The sequence below is a fragment of the Fundidesulfovibrio sp. genome (assembly GCF_058402725.1).
In genome coordinates this window covers 41617-64547 of sequence record NZ_JBZVFJ010000004.1, presented here as the reverse complement: position 1 = coordinate 64547, position 22931 = coordinate 41617, and the positions used below count along the sequence as shown (strand labels likewise).

Here is a 22931-nt window from a genome sequence, read left to right as displayed (position 1 = left end):
GCGTCCACCGGCACGTAGGTGAAGCGACCCTCCCGCAGGTTGCACAAGGTCTGGGCGATGGGCAGCGTGCAGAAGATATAGGGCGACGTGGTGAAGGAGCGGATGCCCCGGGTGAAGGCCGCCACCCGGACGCGGTGGCCGTTCACCTCCACCTGTTCGCCCAGGCGCGCGACGCCCAGCTTGGCGCGGTAGACCTCGTCCACGGCCACGGTGTCGGGCACGGCGAGGTGCGCGGCGTCGCCCTCCACCACGTTCCAGGGGCCGCCCATGTCCGAGGCGGCCTCGTAGCCCACCACCTCCACGGACTCGAAACCGCCGTTGGGCTTTTTCCAGTTGGCGAACTGCACCACAAGGCGGCGCGCTTCGGCCACGCCGGGGGTGGAGAGCGTCTGGTGGAAGGCCTTCTGGGGCAGAGGGGAGGTAACGTCGAAGTTGCGCATGCCGCGCGCGCAGATCCAGTACTGGGCGCGGGTGTTGTCGATGACGGAGGAGGTGGCCGTGGTGAAGCCCACGAAGAGCCCGGCCTGCACCGCGATGAGCACCACCGCGAAGACCACGCCCGTGAGCGTGACCACAAGGCGCACCTTGTCGTGCAGGAGGTTGCGTAAGGCGATGGTCAGGGTCATGTTTGCGGGGGACTCCCGCCGACGTGGTCCGGGGCGGCGCCGAGCGGACGGCGGATGGCCTGGGCCTGTTCAGGCAGGACTCTTGCGCCCCCACGGAAAGACCGGAGGCGCCCGGCAGGGAGCGCCGTTCGCGGCCCGGGCGTCGGGCGGCGCGCCCCGGCACGGGGGGCGACCGAAACCCGGTTCCGGGGGGAGCGAGCCCGTTCGTGCACGCGGCCCGGCAGGCTACTGCTCGCCGGGGATCTTCTCGCAGTCGGTCCTGAAACAGCAGTCGGGCTGGCCGCAGACCGAAAAGAGGCCCCTGCCGAAGCAGGCCTCGTAGCCCTCGGCCACCTGGATGGCCCGCACGGCGGTGGTCTTGGTCCAGCCCACGGCGATCTTGAGGTTCACGTCCCTGGCCTTGTCCCGGATCTCTTTCATGTTCATGGCGTGTCGCCTCCTGAGGAGAACATACCTATGCGTGTAGACCATCTCGTGACGGTGCGCAATGCCGTCCGCCGAAAGCCACTTCCGTGTCGCCGCCCCAAACGGCGGGAGCGGGACGCGGCAACGCTCGCCGCTGGCCGGGAAGAGGGGCACCGGCGCGCACTCCCTGGCCGCGCGGACGAAAACGCAAAACGCCCAGGGAGGGGCCGCTTCCGACGGCGTGGGCCACAACGGCCCCCGCGCGTCCACCCTGGCTGTTCAGGGATCGAGGGAAGAGGAGCGGTGCGCCGCTACTGCTCGCCGCGTTCGCGAAAGAGGGCGGCGTGCCACTCGAAGACGCGGGTCATGAGCTCTTCGGCCACGTTGTCGCGAACGGGAGTCCAGAGGATTTCGCCCGAGGCGGGATCGGCGCGGCCCACGTGGACGAACTCCAGGCCGATGTCCAGGTCCTTGCTGACGCGGTCCTCCACGAGGCGCACGGTGCGCCCGGAGAGCCACAGCTCGCGGGGCTGGTTGCGCACTGCCTGGAGGAAGCGCAGGCGCAGGGTGTATTCCTCGTGGCCGGTGGGGCAGAAGGCGTTCTCTGTGCAGAAGATGCGGCGCACGTGCAGGCCCAAGCCCCCGGCGGAGAGGTTCTCCAGGCGACAGAGCTTGCCCTGCCGGAAGAACTCCAGGTCCATGATGGCTTCTTCCGGGGCGGGCGCGGCGAGCTTGCCGCCCTCCCAGAGGCGCAGATCCTCGAACCAGGCCAGGTCCGCGCGCACGCGCATGCTGCGCCTGCGCTGGGAGCGCTCCACCTTGGCGGGGTGCTGGGCTTCCAGCACCAGGCCGCCCGTCCTGGCCTGGCGCACGCCCAGGGCCTTGGCCCGGAAGCCGTAGTAGCCCACGCCCTTGCCCTCCCGGATGCGGAAGAAGCAGCTGAAGTAGCGTCCGGCGAAGTTGCCCGGCTGGCGCAGGCCGTACAGATCGAGATACAGCCGGTCCTCCCCGATGGTGTTCACCGCGCAGCTCAGGTCCTTGATGCTGGTGGCGGACTCCTCGAAAATCAGGTCCATCTTGGCGCGCTGGACAAGGGCCTGTTCCAGCACCTGGCGGGAGGTTTCGTCGAGGGCCGGCCCCTTCTTCTTGAAAAGGTCGAGTATCATTGTCGTTTCGCGGAGGACGCTTGCCGCCTGATACGCGAAGGCGGCGGGAGCGGTCAACGCGCCAGTGAGTTCGTTGCGCGACGCGCCGGGGTCAGTCGGCCGCCCGGTTGCGCCTGGGCAGGCGGATGGTGAAGCGCGAGCCCCTGCCGGGTTCGGAATCCAGGGCGATTTCGCCGCCATGGTTCTCGCTCACGATGAAGTAGGAGACCGAGAGTCCGAGCCCCGTGCCGGCGCCCGTCTGCCGGGTGGTGTAGAAGGGCTCGAAGACCTTGCGCCGGGCTGCGTCGTCCATGCCTGGGCCGTTGTCCTCGATCCCGATGTAGCCGTTGTCGGCGTCCATCCAGGTGCGCAGGATGATGACGGGGTCCGGCGCGCGGCTCTCGGCCAGGGCCTGGGCGGCGTTGCGCAGGATGTTGAAGAGCACGTGCTGGATCTGCTGGCTGGAGCAGGGCACGGCGGGGTTGCCGTGGTCGAACTCCCGGACCAGCGTGATGCGCTTGAAACCGTAGCCGTCTGCGAGGCTGTAGTCCTGCAGGCAGAGGAGCACGGCCCTTTCCACCAGCTCGTTGAGCTCCACGGGGAGCCAGGCCGAGGAACTGCGCTTGCTGAACTCCAGCATGTTGGAGACCACGGTCGCCGCCCTCTTGGCCGAGGCGCGCAGGTTCTCCAGGAGTTCAGGGATGTCTCGGCGGGCAAGGTACTCCTGGACGCCGTCCATGGAGCAGCCCGCCGCCTCGGCGGCCTTGAGGTTCACGGGGAGGTCCGGACGGATGCGCGTGATCACCACCTGGGCGCTCTGCATGATGCCGCCCAGGGGATTGTTGATCTCGTGGGCCATGCCCGCCGCCAGCCCGCCCACGCTCATCATCTTCTCGGACTGGGCGAGCACCTCGAGCATGCGGTGGCTTTCGGTTGCGTCGTCGATGCGGACCACGGCCTCGCGGACCCCGGAGGCCTGCACGGGGTAGATCATCACGTCGCGTGCGGTCACCGTGCCGCCCTTGCGCTCCACCTCGCGGGGCAGCTCCAGGGGGCGTCCCTCCTCGATGGCGCGCAGGGCGTGGCCGACAAGGCTTCCCAGGCCGGGCAGCTGGCGGCTGTCGGCGCCGGGAACGCATTCCGGGCAGATGGCCCGGGCCTTGGCGTTGACCCTGGTCACCAGGCCCCGGGCGTCCACGCAGACCAGCGCCGAGGGCGAAGAGTCGAAGATGGCCCGCAGGTATTCGCTGGCGCGCTCCAGCTCGCGTTCGGCGGTCCAGATGTCGGTGAAGTCTGCGATGACCCCCACCAGACCCGCCGTGGAGCCGTCGCCCGCCTTGTAGAGGGCCTTGTGGAAGCGAATGTGCCGCTCGCCCTTGGGCGTGGACTTCACGAACTCGTAGATCTGCACCGGCCCGGCGGCCAGGAGTTCGTCGTCCTTGGCCTTGAACACGTCGGCCTGGGCGCGGGGGAAGACCTCGTGCACGGTGCGGCCCAGCAGGTCCTCGCGCGTGAGCCCGGACCACTCCACGAAGGCCCTGTTGCAGCCCAGGTAGATCCCGTCGGCGTCCTTGTAGAACAAGGGCGTGGGGATGGCCTCCATGAGCGAGGACACGAGGTTGATCTGGTCCGCCACCTGGGCCTGGGCGCGGCGCATCCTGGCCGCGTGGAACCACAGCACGCCGGCCACTACGGCCAGAAGCGCCGTGACGAGGCAGTAGGCCCACACCAGCTGCGGGTTGGTGGCGTAGAGCCCCACCGGCGCGTTGAGCACCTGGCTGCCCAGGGGCAGGAGCGAGGCGTCCAACCCGAAACGGACAAGGGCGGCGTGGTCGAACACCCAGCGCCCGGTGTCCTCGCGGTAGCGGTCCATGGAGGCCACGTCGCGCCCCTTGAGAAGGTCCCGGACGATCTCCCCGGCCATGCGTCCCTGGTCCTCGGCGTAGAGCACCCGCCCGCCCACGGGGCCGTGGCCCATCCAGGAGCCCCAGGCGGCGTAGAGCGGCGCGGGGCTGGCCTGGGAAAGCCGCCGCGCGGCCTCGGCGGAGGTGAGCGGCCGCCCGTTCTCCTCGGGGCGTCCCACGGCAAGGACGATCCAGCTTTTATCCAGGCTGGCCAGCCGCGCCTCCACTGCCTGGATGGCGGTCTCCTTGAAAACCTCCACCTGCAGGGTCTCGGAGAGCGCCGGGAGTTCTGCGTCCACCATGTCCTGGATGGCCTTGAAGTAGTTGGCCGCGCTTCCCAGGATCAGGAGCTTGTCCGCCCTGGGGCTGAGCTTGCGGGCCAGGGCCGCGGTCTCCTTGAGGGCCAGTCGCTCCACCACGGCTGCGGTGTCCGGCATGTCCAAAAACCAGCGGGGCACGACGCCGCCCAGGACGCAGGCCACAACGGGGACGCCCGGGGCCATGGACTCGCGGTTGGCGTGCCAGAATTCCAGGGCCTGCCAGTCGGTGACCACGGCCGCCCTGGGCCGCGCGACGGCCGTCATGGTGAGGATGGCGTAGCGCTTGGCGTCCAGAATGCTCTCGTAGCCGCGCAGCGGGGCAAGCCGGGCCGCGTCCAGGTATTCCACGACCATCCTGGGGTTCAGGCCGTCCCCGGAGAGGGACTCCGCCAGCCCGCGCTGGAGCCCGTCCGTGCGGGCGAACCCCGGATGGTAGGAATGCAGGACGAAGATCTGGGGCGTCTCCGGCGAGGGCGCGGCGGCCGCGCCCACGTCCGCCGACGCCGCGAGAAGCAAGAGGAGGAGCGAGAGCACTGCGGTAAACTTCATTTTGTGATGTCCGGAACGCCGGAGCCTTGGGAGTACCTCCGGACACGATGATTATCCTACGGATCGGCGTGCGGCGTCAAAAGGAAAAAACAGACCGGCAAGGGAGGGCTGGGCTTCAGAGGGTCTCGGGAGTGCCTGGCGCGGGCGCGCTGGCCGGGCGTCCGGCCAACGGCCGCGCCGGTGGGCGCGAGACGCCGGAACGACTGGATGAACGGTTGCCGGTGGGTGCGAGCGGGACGGATGCCGGAAAGACGGGGGCGTGCAAGAGCTTACGAAGACGCCCGGCAGGTCGAGCCGGTCCGCCGGGAGACGGAGGACCGGCGCGACCCGGGGGGGAATCAGGCGAAGTCCATGGTGAAGGCGCCGTCCTCGCCCACGTCCAGGGCCACGGAGGCCGGGAGGCCCCCCGAGGTCATGTGCCCCAGGATCTCCTGGGACATGCGCGGCAGGATGTTGCCGTTGAGGATGTACTCGATGTTGCGCGCCCCGGTCTCCACCTCGGTGCAGCGGGCGACAACGGCCTCCACCACCTTGGGGGTGTAGGTCATCTTCATCTTGTTGTTGTCCAGGAGCATCTTGGCCAGCTTGTCGAGCTTGAGCACCACGATGTCCTTCATGGCGTCGGGCGAGAGGCTCACGTAGGGGGCCACGCTCATGCGCGCCAGGAGGGCGGGCTTGAAATACTGCGAGAGGATGGGGCGCACGGCCGAGAGCACGGCGTCGTAGGGGACCTGCGCGCCGTCCTTGGTCATCTCCTGGATCACGTCGGTGGCCAGGTTGGAGGTGAGGATGATGAGCGTGTTCTTGAAGTTGATCTCCTTGCCTTCGCCGTCGGAGAGCATGCCCTTGTCGAACACCTGGTAGAAGAGGTTGAGCACGTCGGGGTGTGCCTTCTCGGTCTCGTCCAGGAGCACCACGGAATAGGGGTGCTGGCGCACGGCCTCGGTGAGCATGCCGCCCTCGCCGTAGCCCACGTAGCCCGGGGGCGAGCCGATGAGGCGCGACACCGTGTGCTTTTCCTGGAATTCGCTCATGTTGATGGAGACCACGTTGCGCTCGCTGCCGAAGAGGATGTCGGCCAGGGTCAGGGCGGTCTCGGTCTTGCCGGTGCCCGAGGGACCCACCAGCAGGAACACGCCCATGGGCTGGTCGGGGTTCTTGATGCCGGACTTGGCGGCCTTGATCACCTGGGTCACCACGTCCAGGGCCATGTCCTGGCCCTTGATGCGCTTCTTGATGCGGTCTTCCAGGTTGGCGATGGTGGCGGCCTGGTCGCGGGCCACCTTGCCCATGGGGATGCCGGTCCAGTCCGAGACCACCTGGGCCACCAGGTCGGGGTTCACCTCGATCTGGATCATGGGCGTTTCGCCCTGGAGGGCCTTGAGGGCCGCGTCGGCCTCGTCGAGCTCCTTTTCCAGGGCGGCCTTGTCGTCGCCCTGGGCCTCGTGGACCTTGGCGCGGATCTCCAGCACCTTGTGGGCGGCCTCCTTCTCCTTCTCCCAGGCGACGGTGAGGTCGGCGGCCTTCCTGGTGTTCTCCTCGATGAGGGCCGTCACCTGGGCCAGGCGCTCCTCGTCCACGGGGATGCGGTTGTCCTTGTCGCGCTCGATGGCCTTTTTCTCGCGCTCCAGGGCCTGGATGGAGCGCTCGGCGTCCTCCAGCACGGCGGGCTTGGCCGTGAGGTCCACCTTCACGCGGGCGCAGGAGGTGTCCAGCAGGTCGATGGCCTTGTCGGGCAGGAAGCGCGCGGCGATGTAGCGGTCGGCGTACTCGGCGCAGATCTTGATGGCGTCGTCGCGGATCACCACGTTATGGCTCTTCTCGTAGCTGTCGCGCAGGCCGCGCAGGATGAGCGTGGCGGACTCCACGCTGGGCTCGTCGAGCTTCACCATCTGGAAGCGCCGGGCCAGGGCGGGGTCCTTCTCGAAATATTTCTTGTATTCGCTCCAGGTGGTGGCGGCGCAGGTTTTCAGCTCGCCGCGCGCCAGGGCGGGCTTGAGCAGGTTGGCCGCATCGGAGCCGCCCGCCTGCCCCCCCGCGCCCACCAGGGTGTGGGCCTCGTCGATGAACATGATGATGGGCTTCTCGCTGGCCTTCACCTCGCTGATGACGCCGCGCAGCCTGTTCTCGAACTCGCCCTTCATGCCCGCGCCCGCTTCCAGCAGGCCCATGTCCAGGTTGATGAGCGTGACGTTCGCAAGCGACTCGGGCACGTCGCCCAGGGCGATGCGCAGCGCAAGGCCCTCGATGACGGCGGTCTTGCCCACGCCGGGGTCGCCCACGAGGATGGGGTTGTTCTTGCGCCGCCGGGCCAGGATGTCCACGATCTGGCGGATTTCTCCGTCGCGGCCGAACACGGGGTCGATGCCCCCGGCCTTGGCCTTGGCGGTGAAATCCTGGCAGAAGCGGGCGATGAAGGAGCCCTCGCCCGAGGGGGCCGCGCCGGGCGCTCCCGCCGGGGCCATGGGGCCTGCCGTGGCCTGGGCCGCCTCGGAGGAGGCCTTGGTGGCGTTCCAGAAGTCCTTGAGCAGGGTCTCGCGGTTCAGGGTGGACAAAAGGTCCAGGTAGGGGCCGGAGCCGTAGAAGTTGGGCCGGGCCAGGAAGGCCAGGAGCAGCGCGCCGGAGCGCACGCGCGAATCGCCCAGGTCCACGGAGCCCACCACCCAGGCGTCCTCGATGAGTTCGATGAGGAGCGGCGAGAAGGTGGGCTTTCCGGCGTTGCCGGTCTTCAGATCCTCCAGGGAGTCCGTGAGCCCGGCCGCGAGGCGTCCGCCGTCCACGCCGCCCGCGCGCAGGATCACTGGGATGTCGGAGCCCGTGTCCTCCAGGCACTTGAGCAGGAAGTGCTCGACCGTCACCTCGTACTGCGCGCGCGAAACCGTGAGCCCGGCGGCGTTGTGCAGCGTGCTGGTGCAGAAGGCGTTGAGCTTGGACAACAGGGACTTCATGTTCACGTTGATCATGGGCTCGCTCCAGGCGGACGGATGGTTTTTTGATACTGGCCAGACACTACACAAACCCTCCCGGAATGGGAAGGAACCTCGCGGGGTTTCGCGGGAAAATCACGATTCCTCCGGGGTTGGAACGCTTCGCGACCCTATGGACTTTACGAGTCCTGCCGATTCCGACTATAAATTCCTGGTTGACCGCCAGCCGGTCCCGCGACCGCTCCTCAGCCGCACTTCAGGAGAGCGCCATGAAAAACGTGAAATTGCCGGTGAAGCTCATCGGCGGGTTCGTCTGCACCGCCCTTGTGGCCCTGGCCGTGGGGCTCGTCGCCCTGCGCCAGATCGGCAACGTCACGGACAACGCCATGGACCTGGGCTCGGTGCACCTGCCGGGCGCCGAAAACATCCTGCGCGCCATGAGCGAAGCCAATGCCGCGACGTGCGCGGTGCGCTCCCTGGCCAGTCCCTTCCTGGACAACGAGCGCCGCGAGACGATCCAGCGCGAAAGCCGGAACGGGCTGGACCAGATGCGCCGGAGCCTGGCCGCCTACGCGGGCCTGTCCAAAAGCCCCGGGGAAGAAGACATCTTCAAGGCCGTGGGCCCCCTGAGCGACGCCTTCGAGCGCCTGGCGGGCAAGGCCGTCTCCCTCTCGGGTTCGCTCATCCAGGTGGACGTGCCCAATCCCGACGCCCTCATGACCAGCATGCAGCTCTTCCGGGGCGACCATTACAACCTGGAATCCAAGACCACCCAGCTTATTCTGGAGAACACGCGCTTCGAGGGCGGCGAAGACCCCGCCGCCTGCAACTTCGGCAAGTGGCTCTCCGGCTATTCGACGCGCAACCCGAAGCTTGCGTCCATCCTCAACGAGGCCAGGCCCCACCACGACCGCTTCCACGCCGCCGTGGCCCGCATCAAGCAGGCCCAGGCCCGGGGCGAGACGGCCGAAGCCCGGGCCCTGCTGGTTCGGGAGATGATCCCCAGCGCCCAGAAGGTCTTCGACGCCTTCCGGGAGATGCGCGCCGAAGTGCAGCGCTCCGTGGACATCTTCGGAGAACTGGGCCGACTGACCTCCACCGAGTTCGAGGCGGCCCGGGGCAATCTGTTCGGCCAGATGGACAAGCTGGTCGAAGAAAACAGTAAAGAGGCGGCCCGGGCCGTCAAGGAGGCCGAGGCCTCCGCCTCCACCGCCCGCGCGGCCACCCTGGCCGGGTGCGCGGCGGGCGTGCTGGTGGCCCTGGCCCTGGGCGTCACGCTCTCGCGGGGCGTCACGGTCCCCGTGGCCCAGGGCGTGGCCTACGCCCGGCGCATGGCCCGGGGCGACCTGGCCAGCCGGCTCGACGTGCGCCAGCAGGACGAAATCGGACAACTGGCAGACGCCCTGCGCGACATGACCGGACGCCTCTCAGAGGTGATCGGCGAGGTGATCGAGAGCGCGAACAACGTGGCCTCGGGCTCGCAGCAGCTTTCGGCCACCTCGGAGTCGCTTTCCCAGGGAGCTTCCGAACAGGCGGCCAGCGTGGAAGAGGTCTCCTCCTCCATGGAACAGATGGCCGCCAACATCCAGCACAACGCCGAGAACGCCGCGCAGACCGAGGCCATGGCCCTCAAGGCGGCCCGGGAAGCCGAGACGGGAGGCCAGGCCGTGGCCCAGACCGTGGCCGCCATGCAGGCCATCGCCGGGAAGATCACCATCATCGAGGAGATCGCCCGACAGACCAACCTCCTGGCGCTCAACGCCGCCATCGAGGCCGCCCGCGCGGGCGAGCACGGCAAGGGCTTCGCCGTGGTGGCGGCCGAGGTGCGCAAGCTGGCCGAGCGCTCCGGCCAGGCCGCCTCGGAGATCTCCGTGCTCTCCAGCGACTCCGTGACCCTGGCCCGTCAGGCCGGGGAGATGCTCGCGGCCATCGTGCCCGACATCAGGAAGACCGCCGAACTGATCCAGGAGATCGCCGCGGCCTCCCGCGAGCAGAACGCCGGGGCAGGCCAGATCAACAAGGCCGTGCAGCAGCTCGACCAGGTGATCCAGCAGAACGCCTCGGCCTCGGAACAGATGGCCTCCACGTCCGGGGAGCTCTCCAGCCAGGCCGAACAGCTGCTCTCCGCCATCAGTTTCTTCAAGACCGCCCACGGCGAAGAATCCCGGGCGCGACGCCACTCGAAGCCCACCCTGCCCTCCCCCGCCAAACGGAGTTGATCCATGCCCGATCGCGACCTGCTCGAACCCAGCGAGGAAGACGTCCGGGAAGCCCTGCGCTCCATGGCCCCCTCGGCGTCCATCTCCCCAGCGGACGCCAAGGCGCTCTTCAAGGCCGCCCAGGTCCGCAGCCTGGCCCGGCTGCGCGCCGCCGTGCTTGTGCGGGACCTCATGTCCCGCGAAGTGACCGTGCTCGCCCCCGACACCCCGCTGGACCGCGCAGCCGCACTGCTGGCCCGGGCGGGTATTTCGGGAGCGCCGGTCTGCCAGGGGGCGCGGCTGGTGGGAGTGGTCTCTGTGAAGGATTTTCTTTGCGCCCTGGGCCTGCCCAAAGACGCGCCCCCCGTTGCCCTGGCCGCGCGGGTGCTCTCCGGCGGCGCGGCCGTGCCCGCCTCCCTGCCCGGCGGACCCGTGAGCCGCATCATGACCGCGCCCGCCCTGAGCGTGTCCCCGGAGCTGCCCGCAGCCGACGCCGCCGGGCTCATGGCCCGCGAGGGCGTGCGCCGCCTGCCCGTGGTGGAGGGCGAACGCCTCGTGGGCATCATCACCCGGACGGACCTTTTGGAGGCCTTCGGCAATCTTCTGGGCGAGATGGCCTGAAGCCCCCCCCCGCGCCCCCTACGCCGGCACGCCGCTGGCCCCCTGGAAGGTGGCTTCGGCCGCGCCGTCGTAGCCGTCGTTCAAAAGCCAGGTGTCGTAGCCCAGGCGCGACCACAGGGAGCCCCCCAGCTGGGCGCGGCGCACCTCGCCCGGCCTGAGCTTCAGGCGCAGGTCGTGCTCCACGGGCTCCACCAGGTACATGCCGATGAGGCTTTCCACATGGTAGTTGAGCTCCCTGCCGGGCAGCAGCTCGTGGAAGCGGTCGGCCTCCAGGTCGGCGAATTCCACCACCACCTTGCCCATGCGGTCTTCCACCAGGTGTCCCACCCAGCAGTCTTCGCCCAGGGCGCAGTTGGCCAGGCCCACCACGTTGCGCTGGTCCTCGGGAATGGGCACCCAGCGGTGCACGCACTGCTCCACGCTGACGCGCGAACCCTCCACGGCGTCGGCCAGCATGGTGCGCAGCCCCAGGGCCGAACGCGGATACTGCGTGAAGAGCCCGATGTAGCGCAAAGCCGCCGATGGGCGCGACAGCCGGGAGCGCAGCTCCTCGTGGCCCAGGCCCAGCAGGCAGTAGAGGCGGTCCAGGTAGTCCGGGTCCGCCTCCTCGAGGGTCTTCACCATGAGCCGGTACTTGGACCAGACCCTGTAGAAGTGGACGTAGGAGCGGTCGCCCAGGATATCGAGGAAATCCCTGGAGACGCTCTTGTCGTCGGAGCGTTCTTCGAGCAGCTCCTCGGTGTAGAAGGTGGGCAGGGGCGAGCCCGTGCCGTAGAGCCCCAGGAAGGTTGCGGTGATTTCCACGCGCGGCTCTCCGCCCTCCTCCTCCGGGGGCGAGATGACCACGTCGGTCATGTCCGTGGCGGGGAACGAGAGCGAGAGGTAGGGGCGCACGCGCAGGGCGGCGTCGTAGAACTCCTCGGCGTCGTCCCGGGAGGTTTTGCCCGCCCAGAGCTTGAGGAGCCTGACGGCCTGGAAGTAGGAGAAAACCTGGGGCTTGGCCTCCAGGGTTTCGATCACAGCAGGTAGCGTTCCCCGATCCGGGCCGGCCATTCGTAGCGCTCCTTCTTGAAGACGTCCTCCACGGCCAGGCGCGTGAAGCAGTTCACGGCCGCGTATCCAGCCAGGAAGCAATCCAGCACGGAACCGAAGAGGTACATGTCGCCCATGCTGGCGAAGCCCGTGGGGTCGAGTCGCATCTCGATGAGCTGCCCGCGCATCATGATGCCGCCCACGAGGCGGTTGGTGGTTTCCACTTTGAGATCGTTGACTGCCTCGGCGCGCTTGATGCCCGCGAGCACCCCGGCGCGGTCCTTGGTTTCCGGAAAGATGTAGAGCTTGACCAGGGCCTTGAGGTTCTCGGTGTCGGCCATGGGCAGGTAGTTGAGGTAGAGGTGCGAAAGGAGCCGCCAGAGGCTTTCCTTGCCGATGGGGGGCTGGCGCGTGGCCGTGGGCGGGCGCAGGTTGGAGAAGTCCGCCAGCACGGGCGAGGTCTCGGTGGGTTTGGAGATGTCGCCGATCTGGAGGTTCTCGGGCAGCGTGGCGTTGGTGCAGCGGATGGAGAGCGAGAGGGTCTCGGTCTGCGGGTCGCCCGCGCCCTTGGGGTAGGCCACGGAAAGGAAGAGGTCGGTGCGCTCGGTCAGCGCGCTCTGGCGGTGGTTGAGCGAGTAGACGGGGCGGGCCTCGCTCATGGGGTTGAACATCTCGAAGGGGTAGTACTCGCGCTGGCCCACGGAGCCCTGCATGAAGCCGATCACCTTGTCCACGGAGTAGACCTGGTAGTGCCCCGAGGACTCGCCCGCCGGGATCACCCGGTATTCGGGCATGCGGTGGTCCAGGAGCACGGGGTCGGCCTCGTGGGGGAAGAGGTTGATGGCGGGGGTGGCGAAGAGGGCCAGGCTGTCCTTGGCGAAGGCCGGGGGATCGGTCACGGGCTTGTCGAACTCGAAGACGATCTCGAAGGTCTGCCCGGTGCCGCGGTCCTGCCAGGCGTCGAGGCCCGTCACGTCGAAAAAGAGGAACTTCTCTGGCAGGGTGAAGTATTCCTGCAGGATGCGGTAGCCCGGGTAGGACTGGCGCGGATAGGGGATGGCCGCCTCGTTCTCGCCGAAGCCCACGGGGACCAGATTCCTGCGCCCAAGCACCACCTGGCCGCCGCCCTCCTTGGCGCGCACCACGATGCGCGCGGTGCGGCGCATGAGCAGCAGGAAACGGTCGGCCGCGTGGCCGTAGTCTCCGGCCAGGTGGAAGCGCAGCGCGGGCGGCTGCCACTTGGAGAGCTGCATGCCGCTCATCTCCAGGGAGACGCGCAGGGCGGAGGAGCGTCCGGCAGAGGTGACCAGGGCCGTGTCGGTGATGACCAGGGGGTAGAGGTCCACGTCGTAGCAGGTGGTGAAGGTGCAGCTGGTGCCCTCCACGGGGATGGACGCGGCGTGGGACCCGGCCTGCACGGTCAGGGGCTCCATGAGCGAGCGCTTGGGCGTGTACTTGAGGATGGTCATGGAGGGCACGGGGCTCAGGTAGTGCGGGAAGACGAGACGCATGAGCCCGTGGATGATCTCGGGAAACTCGTCGTCGAGCTTCTGGGCCAGCAGGCCCGAGAGGAAGGCGGAGCCCTCCAGGAGGCGTTCCACGTCCGGGTCCTGGGAGGGGCCGGAGAGCATGGGGGCCAGGGCGGGGTGCTTCTTGGAGAACTCGACGGCCAGGGTGCGCAGGTTGGCCAGTTCGCGCTGGTAGTAGCGGTTGATCACGGGCTATTCCTTCACGCTTACCTTGCCGTCGGGGTCGATGACGGTTTCGAAGACCACGGGCACCTCGCGGGATTCGGTCTGGATGGTGGCTTCGAGCTTGAAGGCCACCTGGAGCACGTCGTCGCTCTGGGGGATGTAGGTGACGTTGACGTTTTTCAGGCGCGGCTCGTACTTGCGCACCACGTCGGCGATGGAGCGCTGGATGTCGGGGATGGTGTCCTGGCCGAAGGTGGAGCCCAGGTTGGTGAAGTCGGGCACGCCGAAGTCGTCGTCGATGGGCGCTGTGCCCTGCTTGGTGTTGAGGATCATGCGCAGGTGGCGCATCACCGAGGCCACCACCACCTCGGGGTCGGGGTTGCCGCGCAGCTCCGGGTGCTTTTCCATCTCCCGGATGCGTTCGAGGAGGCGCTGCTGGTACATGGAGAGTCCTTCTTCGCCCAGGAGTTAGAGCAAGCGCGGCATCGCGTCAACGCGGGGCCCGTTCAGGAGGGATCGTCAGGGTCCGGGTCTCCCCCCGGGTTGCCGGAAGCGCGCACGCGCCAGTCGTCCCCCGGCTTCATGCCGATGGACTCCCAGAACATGACGGCCACGTCGCGCCCGGCGGGCGGGGTGACCAGGTCGGGCCGGGCCTCGTCGGAGCGCGGGGGCGGGGTCTCGTGGTGCACCGCGCCGCGCTTGCGCGCGTTCTCTTCCTGGATGTCGTCGCCTCGCATGGGGCGACCTTGGCCCGATCGGGGGCGCGAGGTCAAGGCCGGACGGGAGATGCCGGGTGACGTTCGGAGACGCGCGGGGGCTTGGGCCGCCCGGAAAACAACGCGCGTGCGCGGTCGGCCCGGCTCTTGCCGGGGGCGCGGAGCGCGTGCGTTGGGATCGGTTCAGCCTTTGGGGGCCTGGGCCGCGTCCTGCCCGGGCTGCGCCTCCGCTCCGGGCGCGCAGGCGTCCGGGAGGTCCGGGCCAGGGGGCGCGTAGACGGGATCGCGCAGGGGGTCTTGCGGCAGCTGGTAGAGGCTGTCGTTTGGCTCCACGTCGTTGAAGAAAGATGCGCTCTCGGCCATGGGACACCTCGTGTGGGGTGTGGGGGGGGGTGGGGCTGTGTGGCGCCCCCGCTCCCGGGTGAGCTTCTATTCCTCGGGGAGCCCGGTGATGGGGTCCACGAGGGGGTTGACGATGGGGTCCTTGAGGGGATCCTGGAGGGGGTCTTTCAGCGGGGCCAGATCGGCAGCGTCGTCGTTCATGGGGCCTCCCGGTGGGACGGTCCGGCTCCGGCGGCCCGCCTGGGCCGCCGGTCCGGGAAGCGCTTGCGCGCCCTGCATGTTGTCGGACCCCGCAGCAGGGGTCCTTGGGGGTCGCTGGCGGGCGGCGAGGCCGCCCTGCCCTGGCTACGGGGCGCCCGCACGGGGGGATGCCCTCGCAGCGCCGCGCCTACGCGCCCTTCCAGTCGTCGGTGTATTCGATGTTGCCGTCGTTGTAGGTCCAGGTGATCTTGGAATAGGTGAAGCTGAATTCTTCCATGTCGTGGAAGGGCTTGTTGTCGGGCAGGAAGGTCATGGGGGTGTATTCCCGCATGGTGACGATGATGGCGTCTTCCATCTTCACGGTGTAGTAGTTCTCTTCCTTTCCGTCGGGCTTGATGCGGAAGTAGTTGATTTCCACGGTGCACTGTTCGCCCTTGCAGCAGGCCTGGGCCATCTTGGGCGAGCCGGGGTTCTTGTGCACGGTCACGGTGAAGGGATGGTGGATGCGCTGGCCGGTGGGCAGACCGGTGTGGGTGTCCTTGGGGATTTCCACGTTGTGGTTGGTCTGGTAGACCAGCATGGTGTCCTTCTTCTTGGAGTCGGACTGGTCGCAGTCGCCCTTGATCTGTCCCTGAGTCTTGCCCGTGACCTTCATGTAACCGGTAAGAGCCATGTCGAGACCTCCGTGTTGATGCAGGTTTATTTCTTATCGAGCTTGCCGACCAAGGACAGGGTGAACGAAGCGCCCATGTACTTGAAGTGCGGCCTTGCCAGCAGTGTGACGGAGTAGAAGCCGGGATCGCCTTCCACGTCGTGCACTTCGATCTTGGCCATGCGCAGCGGCCTGCGGGAACGCACGCTGGGGGCCGGGTTGTCCATTTCCGTCACGTACTGGCTGATCCACTTGTTCAGTTCGTCTTCCAGGTCGGAGCGTTCCTTCCAGGTGCCGATGTTTTCGCGCTGGATCACCTTGATGTAGTGTGCCAGGCGGTTCATGATGAACATGTAGGGCAGCTGGGTGGAGAGCTTGTAGTTGAGTTCGGCCTCCTTGCCTTCCTTGGAGATGCCGAAATACTTGGGCTTCTGCACGGAGTTGGCGGAGAAGAAGGCCGCGTTGTCGGAGTTCTTGCGCATGGTGAGGGCGATGAAGCCCTGCTCGGCCAGCTCGAACTCCCGGCGTTCGCTGATGAGCACCTGGGTGGGGATCTTGGTCTGGATCTCGCCCATGGCCTCGTACTGGTAAAGTGGCAGGTCTTCCACCGCGCCGCCGCCCTGGGGGCCGATGATGTTGGCGCACCAGCGGTACTTGGCGAAGGAGTCGGTGAGGCGCGAGGCGAAGGCGAAGGCCGCGTTGCCCCAGCAGAAGTCGTCATCGCCGCCGGAGGTGTCTTCCTTGAAGTTGAACGACTTGGTCGGCGCGGTGTCCGGCCCGAAGGGCAGGCGCAGCAGGAAGCGCGGCAGCGTGAGCCCCAGGTAGCGGGCGTCTTCCGATTCGCGCAGGGAGTTCCACTTGGTGTACTGGGGCATCTCGAAGATGGACTGGAGGTCCTTGAGGTTGGGCAGGTCCTCCCACTTCTCGATGCCGAACATCTGCGGCCCGGCGGCGGCGATGAAGGGCGCGTGGGCCATGGAGGCCACGGAGGCGCAGTATTGCAGGAGCTTCACGTCCTGCGGTCCCGCGCCGAACTCGTAGTTGGCGATCATGGCCCCGAAGGGCTGGCCGCCGAACTGGCCGTACTCGGCCGTGTAGACCTGCTTGTAGAGGCCGGACTTGACCACCTCGGGGGCGTCCTCGAAGTCCGAGAGCAGGTCCTCCTTGGTGGCGTTGATGAACTGCAGCCGGACGTTCTCGCGGAAGTCGGTGTGCATCACCAGGTATTTGAGGGAGCGCCAGGAGCTTTCGAGCTTGCGGAAGTCCTGGTTGTGCATGATCTCGTTGACCTGGCTGGAGAGCTTCTGGTCGAGCTGGGAGATCATGTCGTCCACGAGCGCGCCGGAGACGCGCGCGCCGGAGCGCTCGGGCTTGACCAGCTCCTCCAGGAAGGCCTGGAGGCCCTGCTTGGTGGTGGAAAAGGCGTCGTCCGAGGGTTTGAGCTTGGTCGCCTCGACGATATCGTCCAAGAGCGAGGAATCGGCCGCGGCCGCCTGAGCCTGGGCCGGCGCTTCCTGGGCCTGGGTCGCTTCGTCAGCCATCTGTGGTCCTCCTTGAAAGGCCTTGCCGGACGTCCGGCATGCAAAACGGCGGAGTGGTCCCCGCGCCTAGGCGTTGAATCCCAGTTCCTTGAGCAGCCTGTCGCGCAGGGCTGGGTCCTGCACCATCTCCTGCACCTTCTTGCGGAACTCGGGCACGTTGGAGAGGGGGCCTTTGAGGGCCTTCAGGGCCTCGCGCAGCTCCATGAGTTTTTGCAGCTCCGGCACCTTGGCCACGATGGCGTCGGGTTCGAAGTCTTTGAGCTTGTCGAATTTGAGCTTCACGCCCATCTCGTCGCCGTCCTTCCCCGAGACCTTGTTGGGCACGGAGATGTTCAGTTCGATGTTCTGGGCCTTGAGCACGTCGTCGAAGTTGTCCTTGTCGACGCTGATGGGGTCGCGGTTCTCCACGGTGCGGTCGTCGGGGCGATTGGTGAAATCGCCGAGCACGAGGAGCTTGAGCGGAAGTTCGACCTCTTCCTTGGCGTCGCCCGTGGCGGGCTTGTAGACGATGTTCACGCGCTCCTTGGGGGCGACGGACGCTTCCTGAGCCATTGGGACCCTCCTGAACGATAAGTGGGAGCTTCGGCTCTTTCTCTACCAGAATCAGTCTGAATTGAAAGCGTTATTTTCGTGGCAAGCAACTCGGCAGGCGGGGCCGGACCGACGTTTGGACCGGGTGAAGCCGATCGATGGACGCCCTTTCCGCCCCGAACGCGCTGCTCCGGCCCGTCGCGGCGGCCTGCGCGCCGCCCTGGAGCGTTCGGAGGGGGGCTTCGGGAGCTGCGGGAAGGATTTCGCGTCCCCCGCTTAGAGCCTGGGTGACGTCGGCTGGATCACGCCGGGCAGGCCGGACCCCAGCGGAACGGGCGGAACCCGGCGGGCCTTCGCCGGGCCTCGCCGGACCTGGGCGGGCTTGACCGGGCTAAGGCAGGACTTGACGGGTCATGCCGGGCTTGGCCGGGCCTTGCCTGGACCGGGCCGGGCCGGGTCGGGCCGGGTCGGGCCGCGCGGGACTTGCCGGGCCAGGGCCGGACCAGGGCCGGACCAGGTCGCCTCGTCCGTCCGAGCGGGTCGGGGCAAACCGGGCCAGGCCGGACAGGACTTGGCGGGGCTTCAACAGGTCTGATCAGGGCCTCGCGGAACCTGCCACTCTCCAGGCGTCGGAAGTCCTCACGGACCCGGGCGGGCCGGGTCGACGTCCGGCGCTTAGTGCCCGGGACGCTCCTTCACGGAGCGCATGGCCCGTCGGATGGCCGACTCGATGTGCGCGTCCTTGACCGGCTCCGAGAGCACGATGGAGCCCTGCTGGCGGTAGCGCGCGGGCAGGAGGTTCAGGGCCAGGGCGTAGATGTCCTGGATGTCCAGGGAGTCGAGGGGCTCGGCCTCCTCGCCCAGGATTTCCTCCAGGATTCTGGCCACCCTCCCCTCGTTCTTGTTGCGGATGCTGGAGAGGTCCACGCCGCGCGCGGCGAGCTTGTCGTCCTTCATGGGGGCCTCCGTCGACGGCGGTTGGACAGGGCTAAGAGACGAGTACTTTCTAGCAGAGAGCGCAGCTTCGTCAAAGGGGGATTTCCGGAAGGGGGAGGGGACGCGCGATCACCCCAAGAGCCGCATGCATTGAGAAAACGAGGACACAAACCTATCGTACACTACACAATATAGTATAGCTCAAGATATATTGCATAACATCTCCCCATGCCGTATGGTAGCTAACATATGCCCATGTGCGTTTCCAGGCAACCTGCTCAGACCGTATTGTCAGCTCGCATTGCCGCTACAATATCGTAGCAATGCGCACTTCCGCGCCAGAAGCGCTGTTGGCCATAACAGCTTAAACAACTAACGGAACCGACTTTACACTACCATGAAAAGAGAACACAACATCCACATCAATATTTATCCTGGACCTAACAGTAGCACCACATTTAAGACTCACCAGACGGATGACCACGAAGACTCACTCAAACCTGAAGACGCAAGAAAGCGCATCGAGAAGGAAGACGATCTTATCAACCACCGGATGACGTGGTGTGTTGCATCAAATTCATTCCTATTAGGTGCCCTTGTCCTAGCATCGAACGACGCAGTCAGCCACATATCAGGACGAATTGTTCGTATAATTATCCCATACGTAGGGGCACTTCTCTCATTCATTCTCCTTGCATCAATCATCGCCGCTTACAACGCGATTTGGACGTGGCGACTCAAATCCAAAGGTCATGGAAGCAAACTCGTTTTTTCCCAACTGACGATCGCACTGTGTGGCAGCTTTGGCTCGATACTAGCACCAGTGATCTTTATCGCCGTATGGTCAATAATGATCAACTTTCAGTTGTCGTGCCAAGCATTCTCGCCGGCCAAACTGGAGGACATCGGCAAGACAAGCATCCTACGATTCTGCGCACCAACCGTACTGTATTATACTACAATTGCATCTGCGCTTTGGGCTATATTTTTCACATACAAGGAAGTCGAGTATGTCACCATATCAAGCAGCTTCAAAAAATCAAAACTTAAGAAAAAACTTCCAAGTATCCGAAATGGCATTATATTTCAAGTAACAACACTTGCAGCGTTTATGGCTACCATGCCATTCTACACACAGCAATATTTCGAAAACACACATTACTTATTAAAAACCGAACTATTTCTGTTTCTTATAGCATCATGGGTTCAAATGCACACAGCAGATGGCGTCTCCAAACATCTGAATATGACGAGTGGAAAACCCTTGGAATATACAAGGCCACTCATCGCCTCAACATGCACCACAGCATTCATAGCGATAACGACTTTCACGCTAGCCATGTATGCCCTTCCAGACAAGATACAACCACCATGTAATGAACTTCTGTCTTTGGCCTCCAGGAATACGCCACAAGTCCATACCCCGTGTTTCATATGTCATTCAAGACGAGGGGCACTCATGTGCCCCTCATCTTGCCTGCTCTTCCCTCCGTATCACATCACTGAGTACTCCAACAAACCGCCCTACCCCTGCTTCTCGTGCCACTTCCAGGCGGTTCCGACGATGGTCTCCACGTCGCCGAATTGAGGCTTCCAGCCCAGCAGTTCGTAGGCCTTGTCGGCGCGGGCGTAGAGGCCCGGCGGGTCGCCGGGGCGGCGTCCGCCCTCTTTCACCGGCGTGGTCTTGCCCGAGACCTTCTCCACGGCCCTGATCACCTCGCGCACGGTCTGGCCGTTGCCGGTGCCAAGGTTCACGGTGAGGCTCTGGTCCTTGTCCTGGATGCGGCGCAGGGCCAGGATGTGCGCGTCGGCCAGGTCGGTGACGTGGATGTAGTCGCGCACGCAGGTGCCGTCGCGGGTGTCGTAGTCCGTGCCGTAGATCTCCACGTGGCCGCGCCTGCCCTGGGTGGCGTAGACCACCAGGGGGATCAGGTGGGTCTCGGGGTCGTGGTCCTCGCCGATCTCCCCGTCGGGGTCGGCCCCGGCGGCGTTGAAGTAGCGCAGGCTGGCGTGGCGGATGCCGTAGGCGTGGTCGAAGTCGGCCAGGGTCTGCTCCATCATGAGCTTGGTCCAGCCGTAGGGGTTGATGGGCTTCTGGGGATGGTCCTCGCGCAGGGGCAGCTCCTGGGGCACGCCGTAGGTGGCGCAGGTGCTGGAGAACACGATGTTGCGGCAGCTGGCCCGGCGCATGGCCGACAGAAGCGACAGCGTGCCCACCACGTTGTTGCGGTAGTACTTCTCCGGATCGGACACGGACTCGCCCACGTAGGCGAAGGCCGCGAAGTGCAGCACGGCCTGGGGCTCGTACTGGCGGAACACGGCGTCCAGCTTTTCGCCGTCCAGGATGTCGCCCTTGATCAGCGGCCCCCACTTCACGGCCCACTCGTGGCCGTAGACCATGCTGTCGAAGGTGACGGGGTTGTATCCCGCCGCCTTGAGGGCCTTGCAGGTGTGCGAGCCGATGTAGCCCGCCCCGCCCGTCACCAGGATGTTCGCGCTCATTGCTTTTCTCCGGCGTTGTCCAGGGCCTGTCCCAGGACGACGGTCCGTCCTGCCCAGGCCATGGTCAGTTCACGATAGAAGTTCTCGGCCTCCACGCCAAGGCGGATCTCCTGCCCGGGCCTGAGGGACTGCACGCCCAGCAGCCCGGCCGGGAGGAAGCCCTCCACCTGGATGTGGGGCAGGGGCTTGTCCAGGGCCTTCACCAGGTCCGGGGCCTCCACGCGCTCCGCAGGCTTGCCGTTCTCGTAGCGCCACAGCTGCGGGACCAGCTCGTAGCGTCCGGGCCACACCGAATGGGGCCTGGGGGCCAGGTGTACGCCGAAGGTGCGCGGCCCGGCCCCTGCGTCCACGGTGAAGCGCAGCTGGAAGGTCTCGGAGAGGGGGAAGTTCTCGGCGTCCATGAGCGAGAGGTCCACGTAGTTGCCCGCGATGGTGAAGAACGAAAGCCCTTCAGGCGACCAGGCCACGTGCACGTCGCCGAAGGGCGCGTAGGGCTTTGGGGCCTTGAAGCCAACCAGACGCGTCCCGGCCTTGTCCTTCCAGTCCAGGAGCGCGCCGTCCGTGGCCGAATGCCCGGGCGCGGCGCGCAGAAGCACGGGGGCCACGCCCTCGGCCGGGGCCGGGGTCCAGCGGCTGGCGGCGTGGATGGCCGGGGCCTGGGCGTTGGCCTGCGTGAGGGCCTGGGTGAGCAGTTCGTAGGGCTTGTCGTGGATGTCCACGAGGCCCATGTTGAAGTCCTCCCCGTCGCCGCGCCCGCCGGTGGGCTCGTCGTTGTACTGGAACCAGTGCACGCCCGCCACGTTGGGGAAGGCCGCGAAGTTGCGCACGGCGGCGGCAGCGCCCCGGGCGCGCTCGGCCTGGGTGGCCACGTGCATCAGGTGGCCGTTGTTGGTGTTGCCGCTGCGGTTCTCGTCGGCGGCGAAGAAGAACTCCGAGATGAGCACGGGCGCGGGCGAGAGCTCGCGCAGGCCCTCGAAGTAGTACGGGGCCACCCAGCCGTCCTCGCAGTCCACGTTGTAGTTGCTGGAGAGCACGTCCACGAAGCCCTTCTGGGCCAGGACGGCGTTCTGGTCGTAGTAGAGGGGCAGGCGGTCGCCCACCACCAGCAGCTCCGGCGCGGCCTTGCGCATGGCCCGGAAGACCAGCTCGTAGTAGCGTCCGGCGATGCGCCGCGTGAACTGCCCCACGGCCTGGATGCCCCGGCCGCCGGGACGCAGCTTGAGCGCGGCCCCGCCCTCCTTGAGCTTCTCGAAGGAATCGAGCCCCTCGGTGGCCGGGACGAAATCCGCCAGGAGTTTCTCCCACTTGCCCTCGTAGCGCTCGAAGAGCATGCGCCAGAGCACGCGCTTGGAGTGGATGGCCCAGGGCCGCTCCAGGTGCCAGGAGAAGAGCGGCGCGTTCCACCAGCCCACTTCGTTGTCGGTGAACACGCCCAGCACGCGCGGGTTGTTGCGTGTCCAGCCCATGATCTCGCGGGCCATGGCGTCGGCGTCGTCCTGCATGGAGGGGGCGAAGATGTCGTACCAGTGGAGCTTGGCGTTGCGGCCCAGGTCGATCTCGGGGATGAGCGGCAGACTCATGACCGCCGACGGCTCGGACCAGCCCCCGGCGGTGTTGAAGCCCCAGGCCGTCAGGCGCTCCTGGGCCTTGGCCCCCCAGGTGGCGAGGTCGGGGTAGAAGCGCGTGAAGTGGTAGGCGTGGTCGCCCTTCTCCAGGTCGAACCTGGAGCCGCCGTTGGTGGTGTTCACGCCCAGCGAGAAGAAGCGCTCGCCCTGGGGCGTTACGAGCCAGCGCGCGCCGTCGCCGGTTTCGACGGACCAGCCGCGCGCGAGGCACACGGCAGGCGCGAGCAGGAAGACCGCCAGAAGGAGAGCGGCCAGGGCGAGGAAACGCCGTGCGGCGTGGGGGCGTCCCGGACAGGGACTCGTCATGCGATGCGAAAGGCTCACGTCTGCGTCCTGTGATCTGTTGCTTGTTCCACGGTGGCCTGCGGGCGCGACGCCGTTGCCGGGAGACGGGGCCGGGGCCTGCCCTGCGGGAGCCGATCCTCCGACCGCACGGACCCGCACGGACCGGCATGAACCGGACC

The 22931-nt window shown here is 66.6% G+C and carries 18 protein-coding genes; 2 read left to right on the top strand and 16 right to left on the bottom strand.

Translation table 11 applies throughout. The annotated features are described in order from the left end of the window. The 5 genes from ACV4UX_RS01405 to tssH all read right to left on the bottom strand — a co-directional run. On the bottom strand, positions 1-626 hold a 626-nt coding region (locus ACV4UX_RS01405), incomplete at its 3' end, for an ABC transporter permease (RefSeq protein ID WP_491591549.1). Between the two features lie 225 nt (positions 627-851). Then, complete coding sequence (locus ACV4UX_RS01400; protein ID WP_491591548.1) at positions 852-1052, bottom strand: hypothetical protein; 201 nt, start codon at positions 1050-1052, stop codon at positions 852-854. A gap of 290 nt (positions 1053-1342) precedes the next feature. Next, a complete protein-coding gene (locus ACV4UX_RS01395; protein ID WP_491591547.1) occupies positions 1343-2197 on the bottom strand; it encodes a PilZ domain-containing protein in 855 nt (284 codons plus the stop codon). 91 nt (positions 2198-2288) lie between these two features. Beyond that, positions 2289-4949: an ATP-binding protein gene (locus ACV4UX_RS01390; RefSeq protein ID WP_491591546.1), complete on the bottom strand. Its 2661-nt coding sequence runs from the start codon at positions 4947-4949 to the stop codon at positions 2289-2291. A gap of 338 nt (positions 4950-5287) precedes the next feature. Beyond that, the gene (gene tssH, locus ACV4UX_RS01385; protein ID WP_491591545.1) at positions 5288-7912 is read right to left on the bottom strand and encodes a type VI secretion system ATPase TssH; all 2625 of its coding nucleotides are present in this window, start codon (positions 7910-7912) and stop codon (positions 5288-5290) included. Between the two features lie 233 nt (positions 7913-8145). On the opposite strand from tssH, the gene ACV4UX_RS01380 reads away from it, so the two are divergent. Then, positions 8146-10095, top strand: coding sequence for a methyl-accepting chemotaxis protein (locus tag ACV4UX_RS01380; RefSeq protein ID WP_491591544.1), 1950 nt, complete (start codon positions 8146-8148; stop codon positions 10093-10095). Positions 10096-10098: 3 nt separating this feature from the next. After that, a complete protein-coding gene (locus ACV4UX_RS01375) occupies positions 10099-10695 on the top strand; it encodes a CBS domain-containing protein (protein ID WP_491591543.1) in 597 nt (198 codons plus the stop codon). Positions 10696-10713: 18 nt separating this feature from the next. Here ACV4UX_RS01375 and tssG read toward each other — a convergent pair whose 3' ends face one another. The 11 genes from tssG to ACV4UX_RS01320 form a co-directional block, all read right to left on the bottom strand. Then, complete coding sequence (gene tssG / locus ACV4UX_RS01370; RefSeq protein WP_491591542.1) at positions 10714-11715, bottom strand: type VI secretion system baseplate subunit TssG; 1002 nt, start codon at positions 11713-11715, stop codon at positions 10714-10716. Continuing rightward, positions 11712-13445: a type VI secretion system baseplate subunit TssF gene (gene tssF, locus ACV4UX_RS01365; protein WP_491591541.1), complete on the bottom strand. Its 1734-nt coding sequence runs from the start codon at positions 13443-13445 to the stop codon at positions 11712-11714. The genes tssG and tssF overlap by 4 nt, the downstream gene beginning before the upstream one ends. 3 nt (positions 13446-13448) lie before the next feature. After that, positions 13449-13865 (bottom strand): type VI secretion system baseplate subunit TssE, encoded by a 417-nt coding sequence (gene tssE, locus ACV4UX_RS01360; RefSeq protein WP_173085469.1) that lies wholly within the window; start codon positions 13863-13865, stop codon positions 13449-13451. 62 nt (positions 13866-13927) lie between these two features. Continuing rightward, a complete protein-coding gene (locus tag ACV4UX_RS01355) occupies positions 13928-14158 on the bottom strand; it encodes a hypothetical protein (RefSeq protein ID WP_491591540.1) in 231 nt (76 codons plus the stop codon). Between the two features lie 162 nt (positions 14159-14320). After that, positions 14321-14500 carry a hypothetical protein gene (locus ACV4UX_RS01350; protein WP_491591539.1) on the bottom strand — a complete coding sequence of 60 codons (180 nt, stop codon included), beginning with the start codon at positions 14498-14500 and terminating at the stop codon, positions 14321-14323. 367 nt (positions 14501-14867) lie between these two features. Further along, complete coding sequence (gene tssD / locus ACV4UX_RS01345) at positions 14868-15353, bottom strand: type VI secretion system tube protein TssD (protein ID WP_173085459.1); 486 nt, start codon at positions 15351-15353, stop codon at positions 14868-14870. Between the two features lie 26 nt (positions 15354-15379). Continuing rightward, positions 15380-16873, bottom strand: a complete 1494-nt coding sequence (tssC, locus tag ACV4UX_RS01340) for a type VI secretion system contractile sheath large subunit (RefSeq protein WP_173085457.1) — start codon at positions 16871-16873, stop codon at positions 15380-15382. Between the two features lie 66 nt (positions 16874-16939). After that, positions 16940-17425: a type VI secretion system contractile sheath small subunit gene (gene tssB, locus ACV4UX_RS01335; RefSeq protein ID WP_491591538.1), complete on the bottom strand. Its 486-nt coding sequence runs from the start codon at positions 17423-17425 to the stop codon at positions 16940-16942. Between the two features lie 654 nt (positions 17426-18079). Next, entirely contained in the window at positions 18080-18361 is a 282-nt protein-coding gene (locus ACV4UX_RS01330) for a late competence development ComFB family protein (protein ID WP_491591537.1), read from the bottom strand. Positions 18362-19864: 1503 nt separating this feature from the next. Further along, the gene (galE, locus tag ACV4UX_RS01325) at positions 19865-20842 is read right to left on the bottom strand and encodes a UDP-glucose 4-epimerase GalE (protein ID WP_491591536.1); all 978 of its coding nucleotides are present in this window, start codon (positions 20840-20842) and stop codon (positions 19865-19867) included. Beyond that, positions 20839-22791 (bottom strand): hypothetical protein, encoded by a 1953-nt coding sequence (locus ACV4UX_RS01320; protein ID WP_491591535.1) that lies wholly within the window; start codon positions 22789-22791, stop codon positions 20839-20841. Before ACV4UX_RS01320 ends, galE begins: the two co-directional genes overlap by 4 nt. Positions 22792-22931 lie beyond the last annotated feature (140 nt).

Excerpts from the sequence above, each read along its gene's own strand:
- ACV4UX_RS01400 (WP_491591548.1), bottom strand. The coding sequence starts at position 1,052 with ATGAACATGAAAGAGATCCGGGACAAGGCCAGGGACGTGAACCTCAAG.
- ACV4UX_RS01395 (WP_491591547.1), bottom strand. The coding sequence starts at position 2,197 with ATGATACTCGACCTTTTCAAGAAGAAGGGGCCGGCCCTCGACGAAACC.
- ACV4UX_RS01390 (WP_491591546.1), bottom strand. The coding sequence starts at position 4,949 with ATGAAGTTTACCGCAGTGCTCTCGCTCCTCCTCTTGCTTCTCGCGGCG.
- tssH (WP_491591545.1), bottom strand. The coding sequence starts at position 7,912 with ATGATCAACGTGAACATGAAGTCCCTGTTGTCCAAGCTCAACGCCTTC.
- ACV4UX_RS01380 (WP_491591544.1), top strand. The coding sequence starts at position 8,146 with ATGAAAAACGTGAAATTGCCGGTGAAGCTCATCGGCGGGTTCGTCTGC.
- ACV4UX_RS01375 (WP_491591543.1), top strand. The coding sequence starts at position 10,099 with ATGCCCGATCGCGACCTGCTCGAACCCAGCGAGGAAGACGTCCGGGAA.
- tssE (WP_173085469.1), bottom strand. The coding sequence starts at position 13,865 with ATGTACCAGCAGCGCCTCCTCGAACGCATCCGGGAGATGGAAAAGCAC.
- ACV4UX_RS01355 (WP_491591540.1), bottom strand. The coding sequence starts at position 14,158 with ATGCGAGGCGACGACATCCAGGAAGAGAACGCGCGCAAGCGCGGCGCG.
- ACV4UX_RS01350 (WP_491591539.1), bottom strand. The coding sequence starts at position 14,500 with ATGGCCGAGAGCGCATCTTTCTTCAACGACGTGGAGCCAAACGACAGC.
- tssD (WP_173085459.1), bottom strand. The coding sequence starts at position 15,353 with ATGGCTCTTACCGGTTACATGAAGGTCACGGGCAAGACTCAGGGACAG.
- tssC (WP_173085457.1), bottom strand. The coding sequence starts at position 16,873 with ATGGCTGACGAAGCGACCCAGGCCCAGGAAGCGCCGGCCCAGGCTCAG.
- tssB (WP_491591538.1), bottom strand. The coding sequence starts at position 17,425 with ATGGCTCAGGAAGCGTCCGTCGCCCCCAAGGAGCGCGTGAACATCGTC.
- ACV4UX_RS01330 (WP_491591537.1), bottom strand. The coding sequence starts at position 18,361 with ATGAAGGACGACAAGCTCGCCGCGCGCGGCGTGGACCTCTCCAGCATC.
- galE (WP_491591536.1), bottom strand. The coding sequence starts at position 20,842 with ATGAGCGCGAACATCCTGGTGACGGGCGGGGCGGGCTACATCGGCTCG.